Annotated in this window: 16 protein-coding genes and 1 pseudogene; 1 reads left to right on the top strand and 16 read right to left on the bottom strand. The window is 56.4% G+C overall.

Translation table 11 applies throughout. The features are described 5' to 3' along the window. On the bottom strand, window positions 1-457 hold a 457-nt coding region (locus VGK48_10015; GenBank protein ID HEY2381499.1), incomplete at its 3' end, for a hypothetical protein. Window positions 458-605: 148 nt separating this feature from the next. Continuing rightward, the gene (locus VGK48_10010; GenBank protein HEY2381498.1) at window positions 606-1,250 is read right to left on the bottom strand and encodes a fibronectin type III domain-containing protein; all 645 of its coding nucleotides are present in this window, start codon (window positions 1,248-1,250) and stop codon (window positions 606-608) included. Window positions 1,251-1,373: 123 nt separating this feature from the next. On the opposite strand from VGK48_10010, the gene VGK48_10005 reads away from it, so the two are divergent. Continuing rightward, window positions 1,374-3,782 (top strand): DNA-directed RNA polymerase, encoded by a 2,409-nt coding sequence (locus VGK48_10005; GenBank protein HEY2381497.1) that lies wholly within the window; start codon window positions 1,374-1,376, stop codon window positions 3,780-3,782. A gap of 6 nt (window positions 3,783-3,788) precedes the next feature. On the opposite strand, the pseudogene VGK48_10000 reads toward VGK48_10005, so the two are convergent. The 14 genes and pseudogenes from VGK48_10000 to VGK48_09935 form a co-directional block, all read right to left on the bottom strand. Beyond that, window positions 3,789-3,914: pseudogene (locus VGK48_10000) on the bottom strand (clan AA aspartic protease). A gap of 958 nt (window positions 3,915-4,872) precedes the next feature. Continuing rightward, entirely contained in the window at window positions 4,873-5,277 is a 405-nt protein-coding gene (locus tag VGK48_09995; protein ID HEY2381496.1) for a PIN domain-containing protein, read from the bottom strand. 14 nt (window positions 5,278-5,291) lie between these two features. Beyond that, complete coding sequence (locus VGK48_09990; GenBank protein HEY2381495.1) at window positions 5,292-5,567, bottom strand: AbrB/MazE/SpoVT family DNA-binding domain-containing protein; 276 nt, start codon at window positions 5,565-5,567, stop codon at window positions 5,292-5,294. Between the two features lie 54 nt (window positions 5,568-5,621). Then, window positions 5,622-5,942, bottom strand: a complete 321-nt coding sequence (locus VGK48_09985) for a cytochrome C oxidase subunit IV family protein (protein HEY2381494.1) — start codon at window positions 5,940-5,942, stop codon at window positions 5,622-5,624. Continuing rightward, a complete protein-coding gene (locus tag VGK48_09980) occupies window positions 5,939-6,580 on the bottom strand; it encodes a cytochrome c oxidase subunit 3 (GenBank protein ID HEY2381493.1) in 642 nt (213 codons plus the stop codon). Before VGK48_09980 ends, VGK48_09985 begins: the two co-directional genes overlap by 4 nt. Then, a complete protein-coding gene (gene ctaD / locus VGK48_09975; GenBank protein HEY2381492.1) occupies window positions 6,564-8,168 on the bottom strand; it encodes a cytochrome c oxidase subunit I in 1,605 nt (534 codons plus the stop codon). The genes VGK48_09980 and ctaD overlap by 17 nt, the downstream gene beginning before the upstream one ends. After that, window positions 8,165-9,118: a cytochrome c oxidase subunit II gene (coxB, locus tag VGK48_09970; GenBank protein HEY2381491.1), complete on the bottom strand. Its 954-nt coding sequence runs from the start codon at window positions 9,116-9,118 to the stop codon at window positions 8,165-8,167. Before coxB ends, ctaD begins: the two co-directional genes overlap by 4 nt. Continuing rightward, window positions 9,118-9,897 (bottom strand): SCO family protein, encoded by a 780-nt coding sequence (locus tag VGK48_09965; GenBank protein HEY2381490.1) that lies wholly within the window; start codon window positions 9,895-9,897, stop codon window positions 9,118-9,120. The genes coxB and VGK48_09965 overlap by 1 nt, the downstream gene beginning before the upstream one ends. Window positions 9,898-9,950: 53 nt before the next feature. Then, entirely contained in the window at window positions 9,951-10,340 is a 390-nt protein-coding gene (locus VGK48_09960) for a hypothetical protein (protein ID HEY2381489.1), read from the bottom strand. Then, on the bottom strand, window positions 10,337-11,506 hold the full coding sequence (locus VGK48_09955; GenBank protein ID HEY2381488.1) for a hypothetical protein: 1,170 nt from the start codon (window positions 11,504-11,506) through the stop codon (window positions 10,337-10,339). The genes VGK48_09960 and VGK48_09955 overlap by 4 nt, the downstream gene beginning before the upstream one ends. Then, a complete protein-coding gene (locus VGK48_09950) occupies window positions 11,503-12,012 on the bottom strand; it encodes a cytochrome c (protein ID HEY2381487.1) in 510 nt (169 codons plus the stop codon). Before VGK48_09950 ends, VGK48_09955 begins: the two co-directional genes overlap by 4 nt. 304 nt (window positions 12,013-12,316) lie before the next feature. Beyond that, window positions 12,317-12,856, bottom strand: coding sequence for a DUF3341 domain-containing protein (locus VGK48_09945; GenBank protein ID HEY2381486.1), 540 nt, complete (start codon window positions 12,854-12,856; stop codon window positions 12,317-12,319). Then, window positions 12,853-14,226, bottom strand: a complete 1,374-nt coding sequence (gene nrfD, locus VGK48_09940; GenBank protein HEY2381485.1) for an NrfD/PsrC family molybdoenzyme membrane anchor subunit — start codon at window positions 14,224-14,226, stop codon at window positions 12,853-12,855. Before nrfD ends, VGK48_09945 begins: the two co-directional genes overlap by 4 nt. Then, window positions 14,219-15,682, bottom strand: a 1,464-nt coding sequence (locus VGK48_09935) for a 4Fe-4S dicluster domain-containing protein (protein ID HEY2381484.1), incomplete at its 5' end; no start/stop codon positions are given. The genes VGK48_09935 and nrfD, both read right to left, overlap by 8 nt.

Genomic DNA, 15,682 nt, shown 5'->3' with positions numbered 1-15,682 from the left:
GAATGATTGCTTCAAACCTCTCTGCATCAAGCGCCCCCTGTTCGACGAAACGGGTAAGCCGTTCGAAATCCTTCGCCCGTCCAACCTGCAGACAAATGGCGGCAAGGTGCTCTGCTGTGAATACCCGCGTCGCAGTTCCGTCCACATCGCGCTCGACAGCTTCCGTCAACGCCTCTTCAACCAGTGGAGAGCCTGGAGGTATGAACTCCACCGGCCAGCCCTCGATCAACAGGTATTGGCCGCTGGCAACGTACCCTCGCGCCTGAAGGTAGTTGTATATAGGGCTTAACGTGAGTAGAGCGCCGCCGGGTGAGCGTGGAAGAAGAACAAACACGTCAATGTCCTTCGTCGTCATCGGCTCCAGCCAGAAAACCGCGCCAATCGCCCCGCCGATTGCATAGCGGCCGATGACTCCATCGGATTCCATCTGCCGAAGAAGCTCGAAGATCTTTTCCACACCGGAAGCGTAGCATGCTCCGGGGACCCTGGCTCCGCAGGTGATTTAAACCAGAATATGAAACAGTAACCGGAGTTCCGATAAGCGCAAAAGCAGCGATTTTTTAGGGGCCATGGGTTTTACCCCATGGCCCCTAATTGGGACGAGACTAGGTCGCCATCAGCACGACGGAATCACTCCAATCCGTGTAAGCGGACTGGATGACGGCACGAGCTTGAAACGCGTAGGTGGTACCCGGCGTCAAGCCCGAGATGACCGTCACTGAACGGACGTTCGTGACCGGCTGGCTAATCCATACGTTCGGAACACCGCCGGCCGGAACCGGCGCCCAACGCAATTCATAGCTGCCTGCGCCCGGGACAGCAACAAGTCTGCCCTGGGCCTGGCCACTCGACGGACCCGGCTTGAAATACCGGATCGCATCGGAAGCCGTCGCTGCCTTCGTCTTCGTGGAAGACTGGGCTTTGAAACCAGACGAGAGAAAGATCGTCATGTCGTCCTTACAGTTCGCTTCGACATATCCAGCGAGCTGTTTCAGAAGCTTCACGACAACTTCCTTCTGATGGTCCCGTTGAGCTACGGCTTTCATGCCTCCGTCCAATGCCGCCGAATTCGCCGCGGACAATGATTGGTTGGCCGCAAGCAACGTCGGCAGATCGAACGGCGACGGCGGAGCCGGAATGTTGGCATTCCCTTCCAGCCCCGTGTAGATGGCGTTCGCTACAGAATAGACAGCATCCGGCTTCATATTACGGAAACCGGTCGCCGCCTTAATGGTCGGTTGTTTCTTCATGGCTTTTTCCTCCTTTCTGCGGTATAAACCCGCGATCTAAGTTAAATAGAATCGAGCTCCAAAACTGACGCTCTTTATTCCAATAGCGTCAGTTATCTGTGACAGCCGAGGAACACGTTAGCTATGAATGACATAGAGCGACAACTTAAACTCGAAGCCGACAACATCCAGGACGGCGTTGTTCGACACTTCAAAAACCGCGCATATCAGCTTGCGACCGACGCAAAGCCCGTAAAACATCTGCTGAGTGACTCTCTGGAAGCGCTCGCGAACGCGATCTTTGATGAACAACTGGTATTGAAGACTGTCCCGAAGCTGCCCAGCCATGGAACGGCTCTTTTGTCGATCATCCATGAAAAGCTGGCTCTGATCACCATCGGCACATTATTTAATGCCATCAGTTGGTCGGAATTTGATGAAGGTCAGGCGCCGGCCCTCACCGCCGTTGCCTATGAGATCGGCCAGCGCTGCCGGCTTGAAAGAATTTACGATCGCCTTCGAAAGAGGCAGGTGGATATCTACCATGAATTGCTTTCCCGGAACCGCAACCGGAACGCCGCGAAACGTGCTCAGGAGTTGGCGCGCAAGCTCGACGATACCGACGACTGGTCCAACAACTACCGCTCCTATCATCTCGGTGAAAGACTGATCGCGCTGGCAGTCCGTTTTGCTCTTTTCGAAGGGCAGCCGATCTTCGAGTTGCGGACGGTCCGGGAAGGTTCGGGCAAACGCACAAAAACACCGCAAACTGTTGCGCTCACAGAAGCAGCCGGCGATTGGATCGCCAATCACCCGTCGACGCTCGAGTCTTTGCCGACTCCGGTCCATATGCCGATGATTATTCCGCCTCGCGCCTGGACGTCGCTCGCCGGAGGCGGCTATCTGATGAGCGACTTGAAACTTATGAAACACCAGACGAAGCGGGCGAAAGAACGCTGTGGAAGGGTGGACCTTTCGATCGTTTTATCGGCCCTGAATGCGCTGCAGGATACGGCTTACCGCATCCATCCGGAGATTTATCGGATCATGCGCAAAGCCTGGGACGCAGGCAATCTGCTCTTCGGGTTGAAGACGCATAGGTTTAAGGAACTCCCTCCCCGATTGCCGGAGGACGCCGATCCTCAACAGATCAAAAAACGGAACCGGGAACGCGCCGACACCTTCAATATGAACACCCGCATCAAAGGTCTTCAGAACATCATGTCGCTGCGGCTATCGGCCGCGGAACGCTTGCTGGATGAGGCGCACATCTATTTCCCCTACCAGTTGGATTACCGGGGCCGCGCCTATCCCGTACCTCAACTGATGAATCCGCAGTCGGACGACATCGGACGGTCTTTGCTCTATTTCCCGGAAGGCAAGCCGCTTGGCGAGCACGGCGCGTATTGGCTGGCGATCCACCTTGCCAATTGCTACTGGAAAGGGAAGAAAGTCTCTTTCGAAGAACTCCTGGCCTGGGTCCATCAACACGAACAGGAAATCCTGGGCTTCGCGGCCGATCCGCTTCGTCCTCACCGATTCTGGGACGAAGCCGATAAACCGTGGATGTTCCTGGCCGCCTGCCTGGAGTGGAAAGGCTATGTCGAGGAAGGTCCGAATTTCCTTTCGCATTTGCCGATCAGCATGGACGGCAGCTGCAACGGATACCAGCACCTCAGCGCGATGGGCTGCGATCCCATCGGCGGGCGCGCCACGAACCTCCTGCCTTTCGAGGTGCCGCAGGATATTTACCAGATAGTCGCCGATCTCGTGAACCGGCGCATCCGAATGGCCGTCGAAAATTACCGGCCAAACCCGGAGGATGCAGAGGCCGCCCGGCAACTGCTCGAAGCCGGAACCATCGGTCGCGACGACGTCAAACCCGCAACGATGACGAAGCCATACGGTGTCACGCGCCGGACGATCTCCAGGCAACTTCTCGATTCCAAGCTCATAAACGCATGCAAAGATCCGAAGAAATGTGCCTGGTATCTGGCGAAAGTCCTGGAGGAATGCATTCCCGAAGTCGCCGTCGAGGCGGGCAAGATCATGGCCTGCCTTCGTGAAGCCGCCATGGTCCTCGCCAAGGCGAATCGAGGGATTGCCTGGACCGCGCCCACGGGTTTTCTCGTGGTTCATGAACCCCGGAAACCGAAAAAAGTACGCCTCGCGACGTTGGATCGCACGCTGGTGATCCAGGTGGAGGATGAAACCCAAAAGATCGACTGGAGAAAACAGGCCGACGGCATCGTCGCCCACCTGGTTCATTCTTTTGATGCCGCGCATATGGTGCGCACCATCAACCGGCTCAAAGCCGAAGGTATTCACCATTTCGCCATGGTCCACGACAGCTTCGGCGTCCATGCAGCCGACGTCCATCTGCTTCATCGCGTCCTTCGGGAGGAATTCGTCCGTATTTATTCCGAACCGGTACTCCAGAATTTCTTCAACGAACAGCGGGCCGCCCATCCGGACATCCAGTTCCCCGAACTTCCGCAGAGCGGCAACCTGGATATTCGCCAGGTGCTCGAGTCGAAGTATTTTTTTGCCTGAGAGGTCTCAAACACGGTGGACGGGGCCGTCGGGATGCTTCGGATTCGGGATGAGTCTCTGCTTGAGACAATCCACGTGCAGGTCCATGGATTCGAGGGCTGTTTGTCCGATCAGGATTTCGTCGCCAAGCACGTATAAGGTTATAGCCGCGCCACTTCGATTTCGGTCACGCCCTTTCTTTGCGCGTATTCGGGTTTCGGAATTAGAAATCGGCTTTCGGAATTCAAATCTGGTTTTCGGAACTAGAATTCGAATCTCGGAGTTCGAATTCCGGTTTCGGAATTCGAAATCGTGTTTCGGAGTTCAAATCCGATTTTCGGAGCTGGAATTCCAATTTCGGAATTCGAATTCGAATTTCGGAACTAGAAAACGGTTTTCGGAGTTCAAATCCGGTTTTCGGAACTAGAATTCGAATCTCGGAGTTCGAATTCCGGTTTCGGAACTAGAAAACCGGTTTCGGAGTTCAAATCCGGTTTTCGGAACTGGAATTCGAATTTCGGAGTTCAAATTCCGGTTTCGGAATTAGAAATCAGTTTTCGGAATTCAAATCTGGTTTTCGGAGCTGGAATTCGAATTTCGGAATTCGAATTCCGGTTTCGGAATTAGAAAACGGTTTTCGGAGCTCAAATCCGATTCTCGGAACCAGAATTCGGATTTCGGAGTTCGAATTCCGGTTTCGGAATTAGAAATCGGATTTCGGAGTTCAAATCTTTCATGAACGCAATGCGCAGCGTTTTGTTGTGTTTGATTCCCCTTGTAGGGGGTGCGGCGGTGTTGTCCGCCAGATCGCAGGCTATTCTCGATTCACCTTCTTTTTCCCAGGTCTCTATTAAACGAACGACCTTGAGAGGACCTCATCTCCTGGGCTGCCAGGGGGCCGACGGCCAATTCGGCGATCCGGCGCGCATTTGGCCGGTACCCAGAATACGAAAGGTGGCACCGGGAATTTTGTCTGGCGCAAAGGCAGCCTGAAACTCTATAACGGCAAATTATCAGATATGGCGGATGTGACCCTGCCTCGGTTTGACGTACACCACTTTACGCAGTCATGGCGCGTATCACGTACATGAGACTGCCGGCCCGATGAGTTCTAAGGCGTCCGCAGACGGCTGGTGACATCGGGTCCACATAGTGTGTAGTGGCGTCCGTTCCAGGTATAAATCGCTTCCGCTTGGGCTTTGATGGCGCAATGTGCCAGCATGGCGTCATAAATGCCGCCGCCCACGATGCCCAGAGCGGCTGATGCCTCCAGCGCATCGGCGTATTCATCACCGTTCAGAGAAACGACCGAAAGCCTCTCGCGTATGCTGCCGATGAACAGCATCGCCTGCTCGCCGCTAATGCGGTGTTTCCCGGGCATCCGGGTCAATGTGGAAAAGATCTCGGCCAGGCTGTGTGCGCCGCAACAGCCATTTGCCTTGTCGAATTGGACGAACAGATCGAGGCTGGCTTCATGGTGAACGTGGTCACCGTAGAATACGGGACCAACACCGATCTATCACAATCCCTTCATTCACCTTGGCCGAGATTGGCTAAGTCACGTTCCTCGCGGATCTGTTGCAGCATTTCGTCGGTCGCTGAGGTGGGCAGGGCCTGCCCGCTGTGAAACACCCAGACATCCCGTTCTTTCGTGAGTGGTCCCGTCCCCCGGACCGGACGCAGGATGATCTGCTCCCCATTGCTCTCCATCTCAAGAGCGTCGCCGGGCTCCAGGTGCAACTCTTCCCGCAGCGGTTTGGGAATGACGACACGGCCCGCCTTATCAATAATGAGACGCGCATTCATTGTGGCACCATATAGTCAATGCCATTTTAACTCAAACAAAGGTGGGGAAATGGACTACTTCGGCATCTCCCCGACCCATTCTGTCGGATGGGGCAGCCAGCTTCGTGTCATGTAATCTCCCATGGTCAGGGAGAACATGATCGCCAGCCAGAAAAGTCCGGCACATACGAACACCGCCATCATGCGGGCCTTGTATTTGACCTGCATGAAGAACAGCACGATGAGAATTGCCTTCGCAAACGCGATCGTAATAGCCGCCACCACGTTCAGCGGACCCAGCGGAAAGTAAGCAAGGCCGATCGTTGCGCCAAGAAGAATGAGCAGCGCAGCCCAAACGGCGAAGTAGGTACTCGGCGGAACGATATGCTCGCTCATACGCCGGTTCTCTTTACCAGATAGAGCAGCGGGAAAATGAAGACCCAGACGATATCCACAAAATGCCAATACAGCCCGCCGATGTCGACAGGATCGTAGTAGCCGCCTTCGAATTTACCGCGCGTCGCAAGGATGGCGAGCGCCGACAGCACGCCAAGCCCGATAATCATGTGCACCGCGTGCATTCCCGTCAAAATAAAGTAGAACACCATGAACAATTCGACGCGGTTCGCATTCGCGCCGCCATAACCGAAGCCCATTCCCGGTATCAGGTGATCCTTGTAGTGCTGGTAATACTCCAGGAACTTGATGCCCAGGAACACGGCTCCGACGATCTCCGTTATGATGAGGTACATCACCAGCTGATTGGTCCGGCCTCTCTGAGCGGCATGGACGGCCAGGGCCATGAAGAGGCTGCTGCAGAGCAGTATTGCAGTATTCAGGCCGCCCATCCAGATGCTGAGCTCCCGGCTGCCCTGCACAAAGGCTTGATAGTACAGGCCGCGGTAGAGGATGTAGGCAAAGAAAACAGCGCCAAAAAACAGAACCTCGGTCGACAAAAAGACCCACATGCCTGTGTATGCGGCGTCGCGCTGCTGCTCGATGTCGTCGAACTGATGCTCAGCTCGCATGGCCATAGGCGTAAGCCTCCTCGGTGACGACCGGCGTACTTTCGAAGTTGTCGGGCGGCGGCGGCGATGCCGTTTGCCATTCCAGACCGGTGGCCTCCCACGGATTCTCCGGCGCCCGCTCTCCATACCACAACGACCAGAGCAGGTAGCCGAGCGGTACGAGGTAACCTACGGCAAGGATCGATGCCCCCGCCGTGGACATGACGTTCAGGACCTGAAACTCGGGTGGATATGCGTGATAGCGCCGCGGCATTCCGAGGTATCCCAGAATGAACTGCGGGAAGAATGTGAGATTGAAGCCGACAAATATCGTCAGTGCGGAAAACTGCGCCCAACCTTCGTGATAGAGACGTCCGGTCATCTTGGGCCACCAGTTGTGCATCGCGCCCATGTACGCCATGACCATCCCGCCAACCATGATGTAGTGAAAATGCGCGATGACGAAGTACGTATCCGTCACATGGACGTCCACGGCGATCGTGGCCAGAATCAGACCCGTCAGCCCGCCGATTGTGAACAAGCCGATAAAACCCAGGGCATAAAGCATTGGCGCCGAGAACGAAATCGACCCCTTGTAGAGTGTGGCGGTCCAGTTAAAGACTTTAATTGCCGAAGGAATCGAAACCGCGAAGCTGAGGATCGAAAAAATCATGTTCGCATACGGCGACTGGCCGGCTACGAACATGTGGTGCCCCCACACCAGAAACCCCAGCACCGCAATGGCGACACTCGCGCCGGCGACGAATTCGTATCCGAAGATGCGACGCCGCGCGTGTGTCGTGATCAGTTCGCTGACCACGCCCATGCCGGGAAGAATCATGATGTATACCGCGGGATGCGAGTAAAACCAGAACAGGTGTTGAAATAACAGCGGGTCGCCGCCGAGCGCCGGATCGAAAATCCCAACTCCGGACAGCCGCTCGATCGCGACCAGAGTCAGCGAGATCGCCAGCACCGGGGTGGCAAGGACCAGAATCACAGCCGTGGCATAGATCGACCAGACAAACAACGGCAGGCGCCGCCAGGTCATCCCGGGAGCTCGAAGCTTGTGGATGGTGACGATGAAGTTCAAGCCGGTCAGGATCGATGAAAAACCCGAAATGAAGATTCCGGCCAGCGCCGCCACAACATGCGTGTTCGCGAATTGACTGCTGTACGGCGTGTAGAACGTCCATCCGGTATCCACGCCCCCGGTGAGAATCGCGTAAAGCTCGAATATTCCCCCGAAAACCAGCAGGTACCAGCTCAGGAGATTCAACCGCGGGAATGCAAGATCGCGGGCGCCGATCATCATCGGAATGAGGAAATTTCCGAAGACGGTGGGTATGGAAGGAATCAGAAAGAACCACACCATGATAATGCCGTGCATCGAGAACAGCTTGTTGTAGGTCTCGGCAGTGAAAAGTGCGCCCTCCGGCGTCATCAGATTCAGCCTCATCAGCGTTGCAAAGGTGCCGCCGACGAAGAAGAACAGCGTCACGGTCATCAGGAACATGAGGGCGATACGCTTGTGATCTCTGGTGAAAAACCAGGATTTCCATCCGAGTTTATTAGTCAGGTAATTCTCGCGTAGAGCTTCTTCATAAGTGCTCATTTCTGCCTCGTTTCCGCCGGCGTGGCTCCGGAGCTAAGGGACTTCAAATAAGCGATCAGATCGATGATCTGCTCTTCCGTGAGTTGCCCTTTGAACAGCGGCATGTCCGGGTTGAAGCCGGCCACTCTCTTCGAAGCCGGATCCGTCAATTGATCGCGAATGTAGTCCTCATCGAAAAGAACCCGCCTGCCGTCGGCCAGCAGGACATATGTGCCGTACAGGCCGCCCAGCGTGGGCGCCCGGGCACGGATTCCGGTGCCATGACAGTTGATGCAATCGTATTCGACGAATAATTTCGCGCCTGCCTCCAGTGGCTGCATATCATTGGCTCCCGCAAGCCAGGCCTGATATTCGTTTTCCTCCATGACGAAGACGCTGCCGATCATTTTTGAATGATTGGTTCCGCAATATTCAGCGCAGAACAAGTGATAGGTGCCGGGCCGCGTCGCCTGAAACCATAGCGTCCGGTATTGGCCGGGCACCGCGTCCTGCTTGATGCGCAGGGCCGGGATATAAAAGCTGTGGATCACGTCCTGCGACGTAAGCGTGATTTTGATCGGCGTGTTTTCCGGGACGTGCAATTCATTGATCTCGCGTCTGCCTTCGGGATGCTGGACTTTCCACATCCACTGCTTCCCGACGACATAGACATCCTGGGCGCCGCGCGGAGGAATCTCGCCGTCGGTATAGACCTTCGAGCCCCAGATGAACATGACAAGCGTGATCAGGAACGGCACGATGGTCCAGAACAGCTCCAGTCCGATGGAGCTCTTCGTCTGTTCGGCAACCGGATGAACAGTCCTGCGATAGCGAATGGAAAAGACGAGGATCAAGGCAAAGATCAGCACCGCAAAGAACACGCAGACAATGAGCAGGAAATAGAACAAATGATCCACCGCATCGGCGTGCGTTGACGCGCTGACAGGAAATAGCTGGACCCAGTGGTCCATTACAGTCTTCCTGTCCGGGCGTCGCGGCGGAACATCACGAACATAAACGCGAACAGACCCAGCGCCGTCGCCGCCCCGAAGAGCCGAACGGTCCGGATGACGACCAGGCCGTATTTCCCGGTGGCAGGATCGTACTGATAGCAGTAGAGCAAGACCCGATCGACAATGTTTCCGATGGCTTCCCGCGAAGCCTGGACCATGCTTAAGCGCAGATCGCGCGCGGAATATTCGAGCCCGTAGAAGTACTGACTCAGTTTGCCTTCAGGCGTGGCGACCATAATGCCTGTCGCATGCGCCCATTGTCCGGAGGTGTCGTCCCACTTGTAATAAAAGCCGATGTCATTTGTCAGCGCGCGAATAGACTCTTCGCTGCCCGTCAGAAAATGGAACCCATTTGTGGCGCCGGCCCGGTTGTAGTCCCGGACGTAGCGGGCTTTTGCGGGCGCCGCCATCGCCGGTCCTTCCTTCGGATCGAAACTGAACACCACGACTTCGAAGTCCTTACCCGCATTGAAATTGATGACCCGCAGCGCTTCCATCAGGCTGTTCAGCGTCATCGGGCAGAGCGTCGAGCACGTCAGGTAAACCGGCGCGAGAACAACCGGCTTGCCGTGAAAATATTTTGAAAGAGGGACTGCACTGCCGGTCTCATCGCGAAACTGAAGACTTAGATCGATCTGCTCACCCAGATGCTGGTCGATCCCCACTTCCTTGAGTATCGAAGGCCGGGATTGCTGGGCCATCGTAAAAGGCGCCGCGGCAATGCTGATGAGCACCATGAAAGTGCATCCGTATACAGCTGCGCGGCTTTTCAGGCAAAATCCTCTGCGGCTCATTTTTGGGGTCCTCCCTTCACGGGTGCGGCCGGGAACCCGCGCTTCGCGACGAGTTCCATTTCACGCTCGATGGGGATCCGGACGATGCCGCGGGACCGGTCGACCCATCCATAGGAGTGCAGGATCGCCTGCTCTCTTTCCAGCATCGCGGTCCAATCGTCAGTCGACGAGACCTGGAGCCGCGGCTCCGGTGGCGCCAGGGGAACGACTACAGTTCCCATCCGGCGATTTGCCGCCCAACCTTGAAACTCGCGGAAGATCCACCACGATGCGCTAAGCATCACCGCGACCGATATGACGAGAGTAATCACTCCGCCCAGAACCCAGTTCAGGTTCCAATCCGAATGTTCGTGACCTCGATGCTTATCTTCTTCGTTCGAACTCATATCGCTTTATGGGGAACCGTGTTCGGATCATTAAGCGCCAGAAGAGGCATGGCCAGGAGCTGGCGCGCGTAAATCGCCAGCCAGATTCCGCCGATCCCTGCCAGGGCTACGGGATCGAGCCAGTGCAGCGAAAACCCGTCCGGATAAAAAGCCGGCGTTATCATCCAGAATGTGTCCACGATGCGCATACCGAGAACGAGCAGCGCGATGTAGCCCAGTCTCCGCCGCTGCCGCTTGTTTCGCCGCGAAAGCAAGAGGAACCAGGGAACGAAAAACTGGAATCCGATCAAGACAAGGGCTGTCCACTCCCAGCCGTGCCGAAGCCGGCTCAGGTACCAGCTGATTTCCTCGGGAACGTCCCCGGACCATATGATCAGCAGCTGGCAGAACGACAGATATGCCCAGAGCATCAATGACGCGAACAGAAGATTGCCGAGGTCGTGCAGATGCTCGGGCCGCGCCACTTCCGAAAGGGGATGGCGATCGCCGAGAAACGTGAAGACGACTATCGAAAATGCCAGGGCCGAGAGCGCGAGGTCCATAAACCATAACATTCCGTAGACGGTTGAAAACCATCTCGGCTCGAGCGACATTGCCCAATCGATAAGCGCGAACGTGACTGTGAAACCGCAAAGCGTGATACCGGGGCCGCTCAGCCGCCCAAACCGGCGCAACAACCCGATATCTCCCGTTTCGTCCTGCGCCGCCGACCACCGGTTCAGGCGGTTGGCAAAAAACCACCACAGGATGAAGAAGAAAACGGCACGGGCGATGAAGAAAGGAACGTTCAAGTAGGCGCTCTTCTTGAGCACCGCTTCTCCGACGGCGGGATTTACGGGATCGACCCAGGTATAGATCTGGCGCATACCGGCGAGAACCGGAATGAACAGAATGCCCAGCAGCAGGATGGTTCGCGTACCGGACTCGAGTATCCGCCGGATGCTGTAACCCCACGCTCCACCGACCAGGTGATAAAGCATGAGCACCGGCAGACAACCCAATCCAATGCTCAGCCAGAACAGGTATGCGAAGAGATACGAGCGAAAGAATTGTTGTGGCGAAAAGGCAAAACCGATGGCGCAAGCCACCAGCCCGACAACTCCGACAGCGAGAAAAGGAGCATGGAAGCGGCGGATTTCATCTTCGATGGCCTGTGTCCGGCTCATTGCTTCTGCGCCTCCAGTTTCTTGAGTTCGTCCGGCGGAACGTCCGCAGTGGTCGCATTCCAGCTCAATTGCAGGGCGCGAACGTAGGCGACGATCGCCCATCTGTCCCGGACAGGGATTTGAAACGCATATGACGGCATCACGCCAAAACCCTTGGTGATCACCTGAAAGAAATATCCCGGCGGTTCCGCCCGAAGCCGATCGATATGGAACGAAGGCGGCGGCATGCGAAATCCCCGGCGCGCCGCCATGCCCTGCCCGGTTCCGACATGGTCATGACAGGGCGTGCAGAAAATATCGAACCGCTGCCGGCCGCGTTGCAGGACATCGAGTGTTATCGGAAAGGGGAAGGTCGCCGCGGGCTGTCCGTCTACGCTGCCATCGACAAGGTGTACGTCGAGGTCCATCTCCTGAGACACCGTTCCTTCAGGAATAGGCCGCGCAGAACTCCCGTTGGGGAAAAATCCGCTTTCCTGGTAGGTCCGGTAACGCGGTTCGTTTGCCATTGATTGCCGGCAGGATGTAGCGGCGAGGAACAATAAGATGCAGAGGGGCAGCCGAGAGATATAACACCTGAACAGTTTCGCCGACATAACCACACTCCCCTCCTTTCCAAGGAGGGGTGGCTGCGCCATGAATAAAAAGGTTCCGTTCCTTAGCGGCGCAGACGGGGTGGTTAGTAACTTCAACCAATAAGGTGCGCTTCGCGGTTCCTGGATAACCGCCCCGCCCGAGCGTTCTAACGTTGGATCGCTCGGGCACCCCGCCTTGGAAAGGCGGGGAATGTCCATCTCGCCGACCTTTTGTGCACTAGGTCTCATCAACAGCATAAACTCCGACCGGATCAAACTGATTCAGAAACGCCCGGCACTTTTCCTCATCGAACGAGGGATCCCTCGCTTCAATGCAGAAGAAAAATCGATCGTCGGTTGCGAGCGAAAATTGCGGCAACGCAAAAACCGGATGATGCGGTTTCGGAAGGCCGTTGAGAGCCAGCATTCCGATGGCGGTAAAAAGACCGGAAAATAAAATCGTCAATTCAAAAGTTATCGGAATGAACATCGGCCAGCTGTGAAAAGGCCGGCCGGCGACATTGATCGGATAGAAAGCAACACTCGAGCTGTAGAGCATGAAATAGCCGCCGAGGCCGCCGGTTAATCCGCCGGCTAGAGCGATCACCGGGATTTTGGTGTGGTGCGATCCAAGCGCTTCGGCGAGTCCGTCGACAGGATATGGCGAGAATCCGTCGATCCGCCGGTACCCGGACTCTCTTGCGCGCGTGGCAATCTCAACGAGTTTCTCCGGCTCTTTGAACTCCGCGAGCAGGCCGTAAATGGGTTTCGCGTTCATGGCCTGGCTGAAACCTCCGGTTGGTGCAGAACTTTTTTTATCTCGAACATGGAGATCGGCGGAAGCAGCCGGAAAAAGAGCAGGAACAGCGTCACAAACAACGCGATCGATCCCGCGAATGTGGCCCAATCCCAGATCGTCGGGATATACATGCCCCATATCGACGGCAGGAAGTCACGGTGCAGGCTGACCACCACGATGACAAAGCGTTCCAGCCACATACCGACATCCACCGAGAGCGCGACAACGAAAATCGCAGCCACGCTCTTGCGCATACGGCTCGACCACATGATTTGTGGAATGACAAGGTTCGTTAAGATCAGCAGCCAATACACCCAGCCGTAAGGTCCGAACATACGGTTTACGATTTCGAATCGCTCGTAAACGTTGCCGCTGTAGTAAGCGATGAACGCCTCGTCGACATAGCTGTAGAGAACGATCACGCCCGTGGCGAGCAGCAGTTTTGCCATGTTGTCCAGATGCCGCATCGTGATGAGTTCTTTCAGGCCATAGACCTCCCGCAGCGGAATCGCTAGAGTCAAAACCATTGCGAAACCCGAATAAATCGCTCCGGCAACGAAGTAGGGAGGAAAGATCGTTGAGTGCCAGCCGGGCAGAATAGCGATCGTGAAATCGAAGCTGACGACGGTGTGTACGGAAACCACCAGCGGTGTCGCCAGACCGGCGAGTATCAGATACGCCTCTTCATACCGCTGCCAGTGATAGGCGGAGCCGCGCCAGCCCATCGCCATCAGGCCGTATATGACTTGCGTGACCCGGTGTTTGGCTTTGTCTCTGAAGGTCGCAAGGTCGGGGATGAGGCCGACGTACCAGAAGACCAGTGAAATGGTGAAGTACGTACTGACGGCGAACACGTCCCATATGAGCGGGCTTCGCCATTGCGGCCACAGGCCCATCGTATTCGGGTAAGGCGCTAACCAGTAAAAGAACCAGGGCCGGCCGAGATGGAGAAGAGGAAACATGCCGGCGCACATCACGGCGAACAGCGTCATCGCTTCCGCAAAGCGGTTGATGGATTGGCGCCAGGCTTGATGAAGGAGCAGCAGGATCGCCGAGATAAGAGTGCCGGCATGTCCGATCCCGATCCACCAGACAAAGTTCACGATCGCGAATCCCCACGCGATCGGAATGTTGACTCCCCAGATGCCGATACCGCGGATCAGCAGCCAGGTGATTGCAATTAACAGAACGCCCGTTCCCATAAAAGTGAGACCGAAAACGATGAGCCACTCGATGGGTGTGTTCGGCGTCAGGACGAGGGACGAAATCTTTTCCGTGACCCAGTGCGGTCCGGGATAGGGACGCTCTGCCGGCGGCGTGTAAACAGCGGTTGTGTTCTGGTCAGCCATTCCTGTGTTGGTCGGCATCGAGACCGGCAATTTCCGGATTGGGGTTCTTCAATGCCGCCAGGTACGTGGTCCTGGGGCGTGTGTTGTAATCGGCCAGAACGCTGTAGTCGCGCGGTTCGGCCTTCAGTCTGGAGGCCTTGCTCTTCAGGTCGAGCAGGTTTCCAAACACCAGCGCATTCGCGGGACACGCCTGCTGGCAGGCCGTGACGACTTCGCCGTCCCGGATTTTGCGGTCTTCCTTCAGCGCGTTGATGCGCGTCCGATTGACCCGCTGGATGCAATAGGTGCACTTTTCCATCACGCCGCGGCTGCGCACGGTGACATCCGGGTTGTACATCAGCTTCAACGAAGGCACGTCCCACTGGGCGTATTCGAAAAAGTTGAAGCGTCGCACTTTATACGGGCAGTTATTCGAGCAGTACCGCGTGCCGACGCACCGGTTGTAGGTCATTTCATTGATGCCTTCGGTGCTGTGGGTCGTTGCTTCGACCGGACAGACGTACTCGCACGGAGCCGTTTCGCAATGCTGGCAGAACATCGGTTGAAAATATCCGTCCGGGTTTTCAGCGGGACCTTCGAAATATGTATCGATCCGCATCCAATGCATCTCACGCCCACGCGCCACTTCGTTCTTACCGACGGTCGGGATGTTGTTTTCAGCCTGGCAGGCGATGACGCAGGCGTTGCAGCCGACGCATCGGCTCAGGTCGACCGACATTCCCCACGCATTGTCGACAGCCGGGTACGGCGGGTACATGGTTTCGTCCGGTTTGGGCACGCGGGTTGCGTTCTGAATGAGATCGGGATATTTCGCGTAATCGGCCGCCGTCATGTGGCGGACCATGTGACGGCCTTCGGTAGCATGGTGATCCCGGGTCGAGACCAGTTGGTACTTTGTCCCGCGCTTTCGAATCCTGCCGCCGGTAGCCAACCAGGGGTCAGCCGATGCCCGGAGCGCATAAGCACTGAAGCCGCGTTGCGTTCCGTTCGACCCTGCGCGGGTCCGGCCCCAGCCGAGATGAACCGCGACGGTGTTGTCAGCCTGTCCGGGAACGACGAAGATCCCGCCGGTGATCTGACGGCCATTGACGATCAGATCCACCTCGTCGTCGTTGAAAGCCTGCAGGTCGCGTGATGTTTTCGGACTGATCATCACCGCGTTGTCCCAGGTGAGTTTGGTCAGCGCTGCCGGCAACTCCTGCAACCAGGTATTGTTGGCAAACGATCCGTCGTAAAGAGCCGGATCCGGACGGAATGCCACATCGAGGTTGTCCGGAGCGGAAGACTGCCCGGTCGAAGGAATGGCGCCGCCGGGCAGCGGGCGTACCGCGAGTTTATCGATCGGCGCGGCCGCCGAATTCGGGGCAATACCGTCCCGAAGGGCTTGCCGCCAGAACATCTCGAAATCAGCGCCGCCCTTGTACTGACCGGCCCAGGAGTCCCGGACGAGTTCATA

The sequence above is a fragment of the Terriglobia bacterium genome (assembly GCA_036496425.1).
Classification (GTDB): Bacteria; Acidobacteriota; Terriglobia; order 20CM-2-55-15; family 20CM-2-55-15; genus 20CM-2-55-15.
This window is presented reverse-complemented; position numbering and strand designations above follow the sequence as displayed.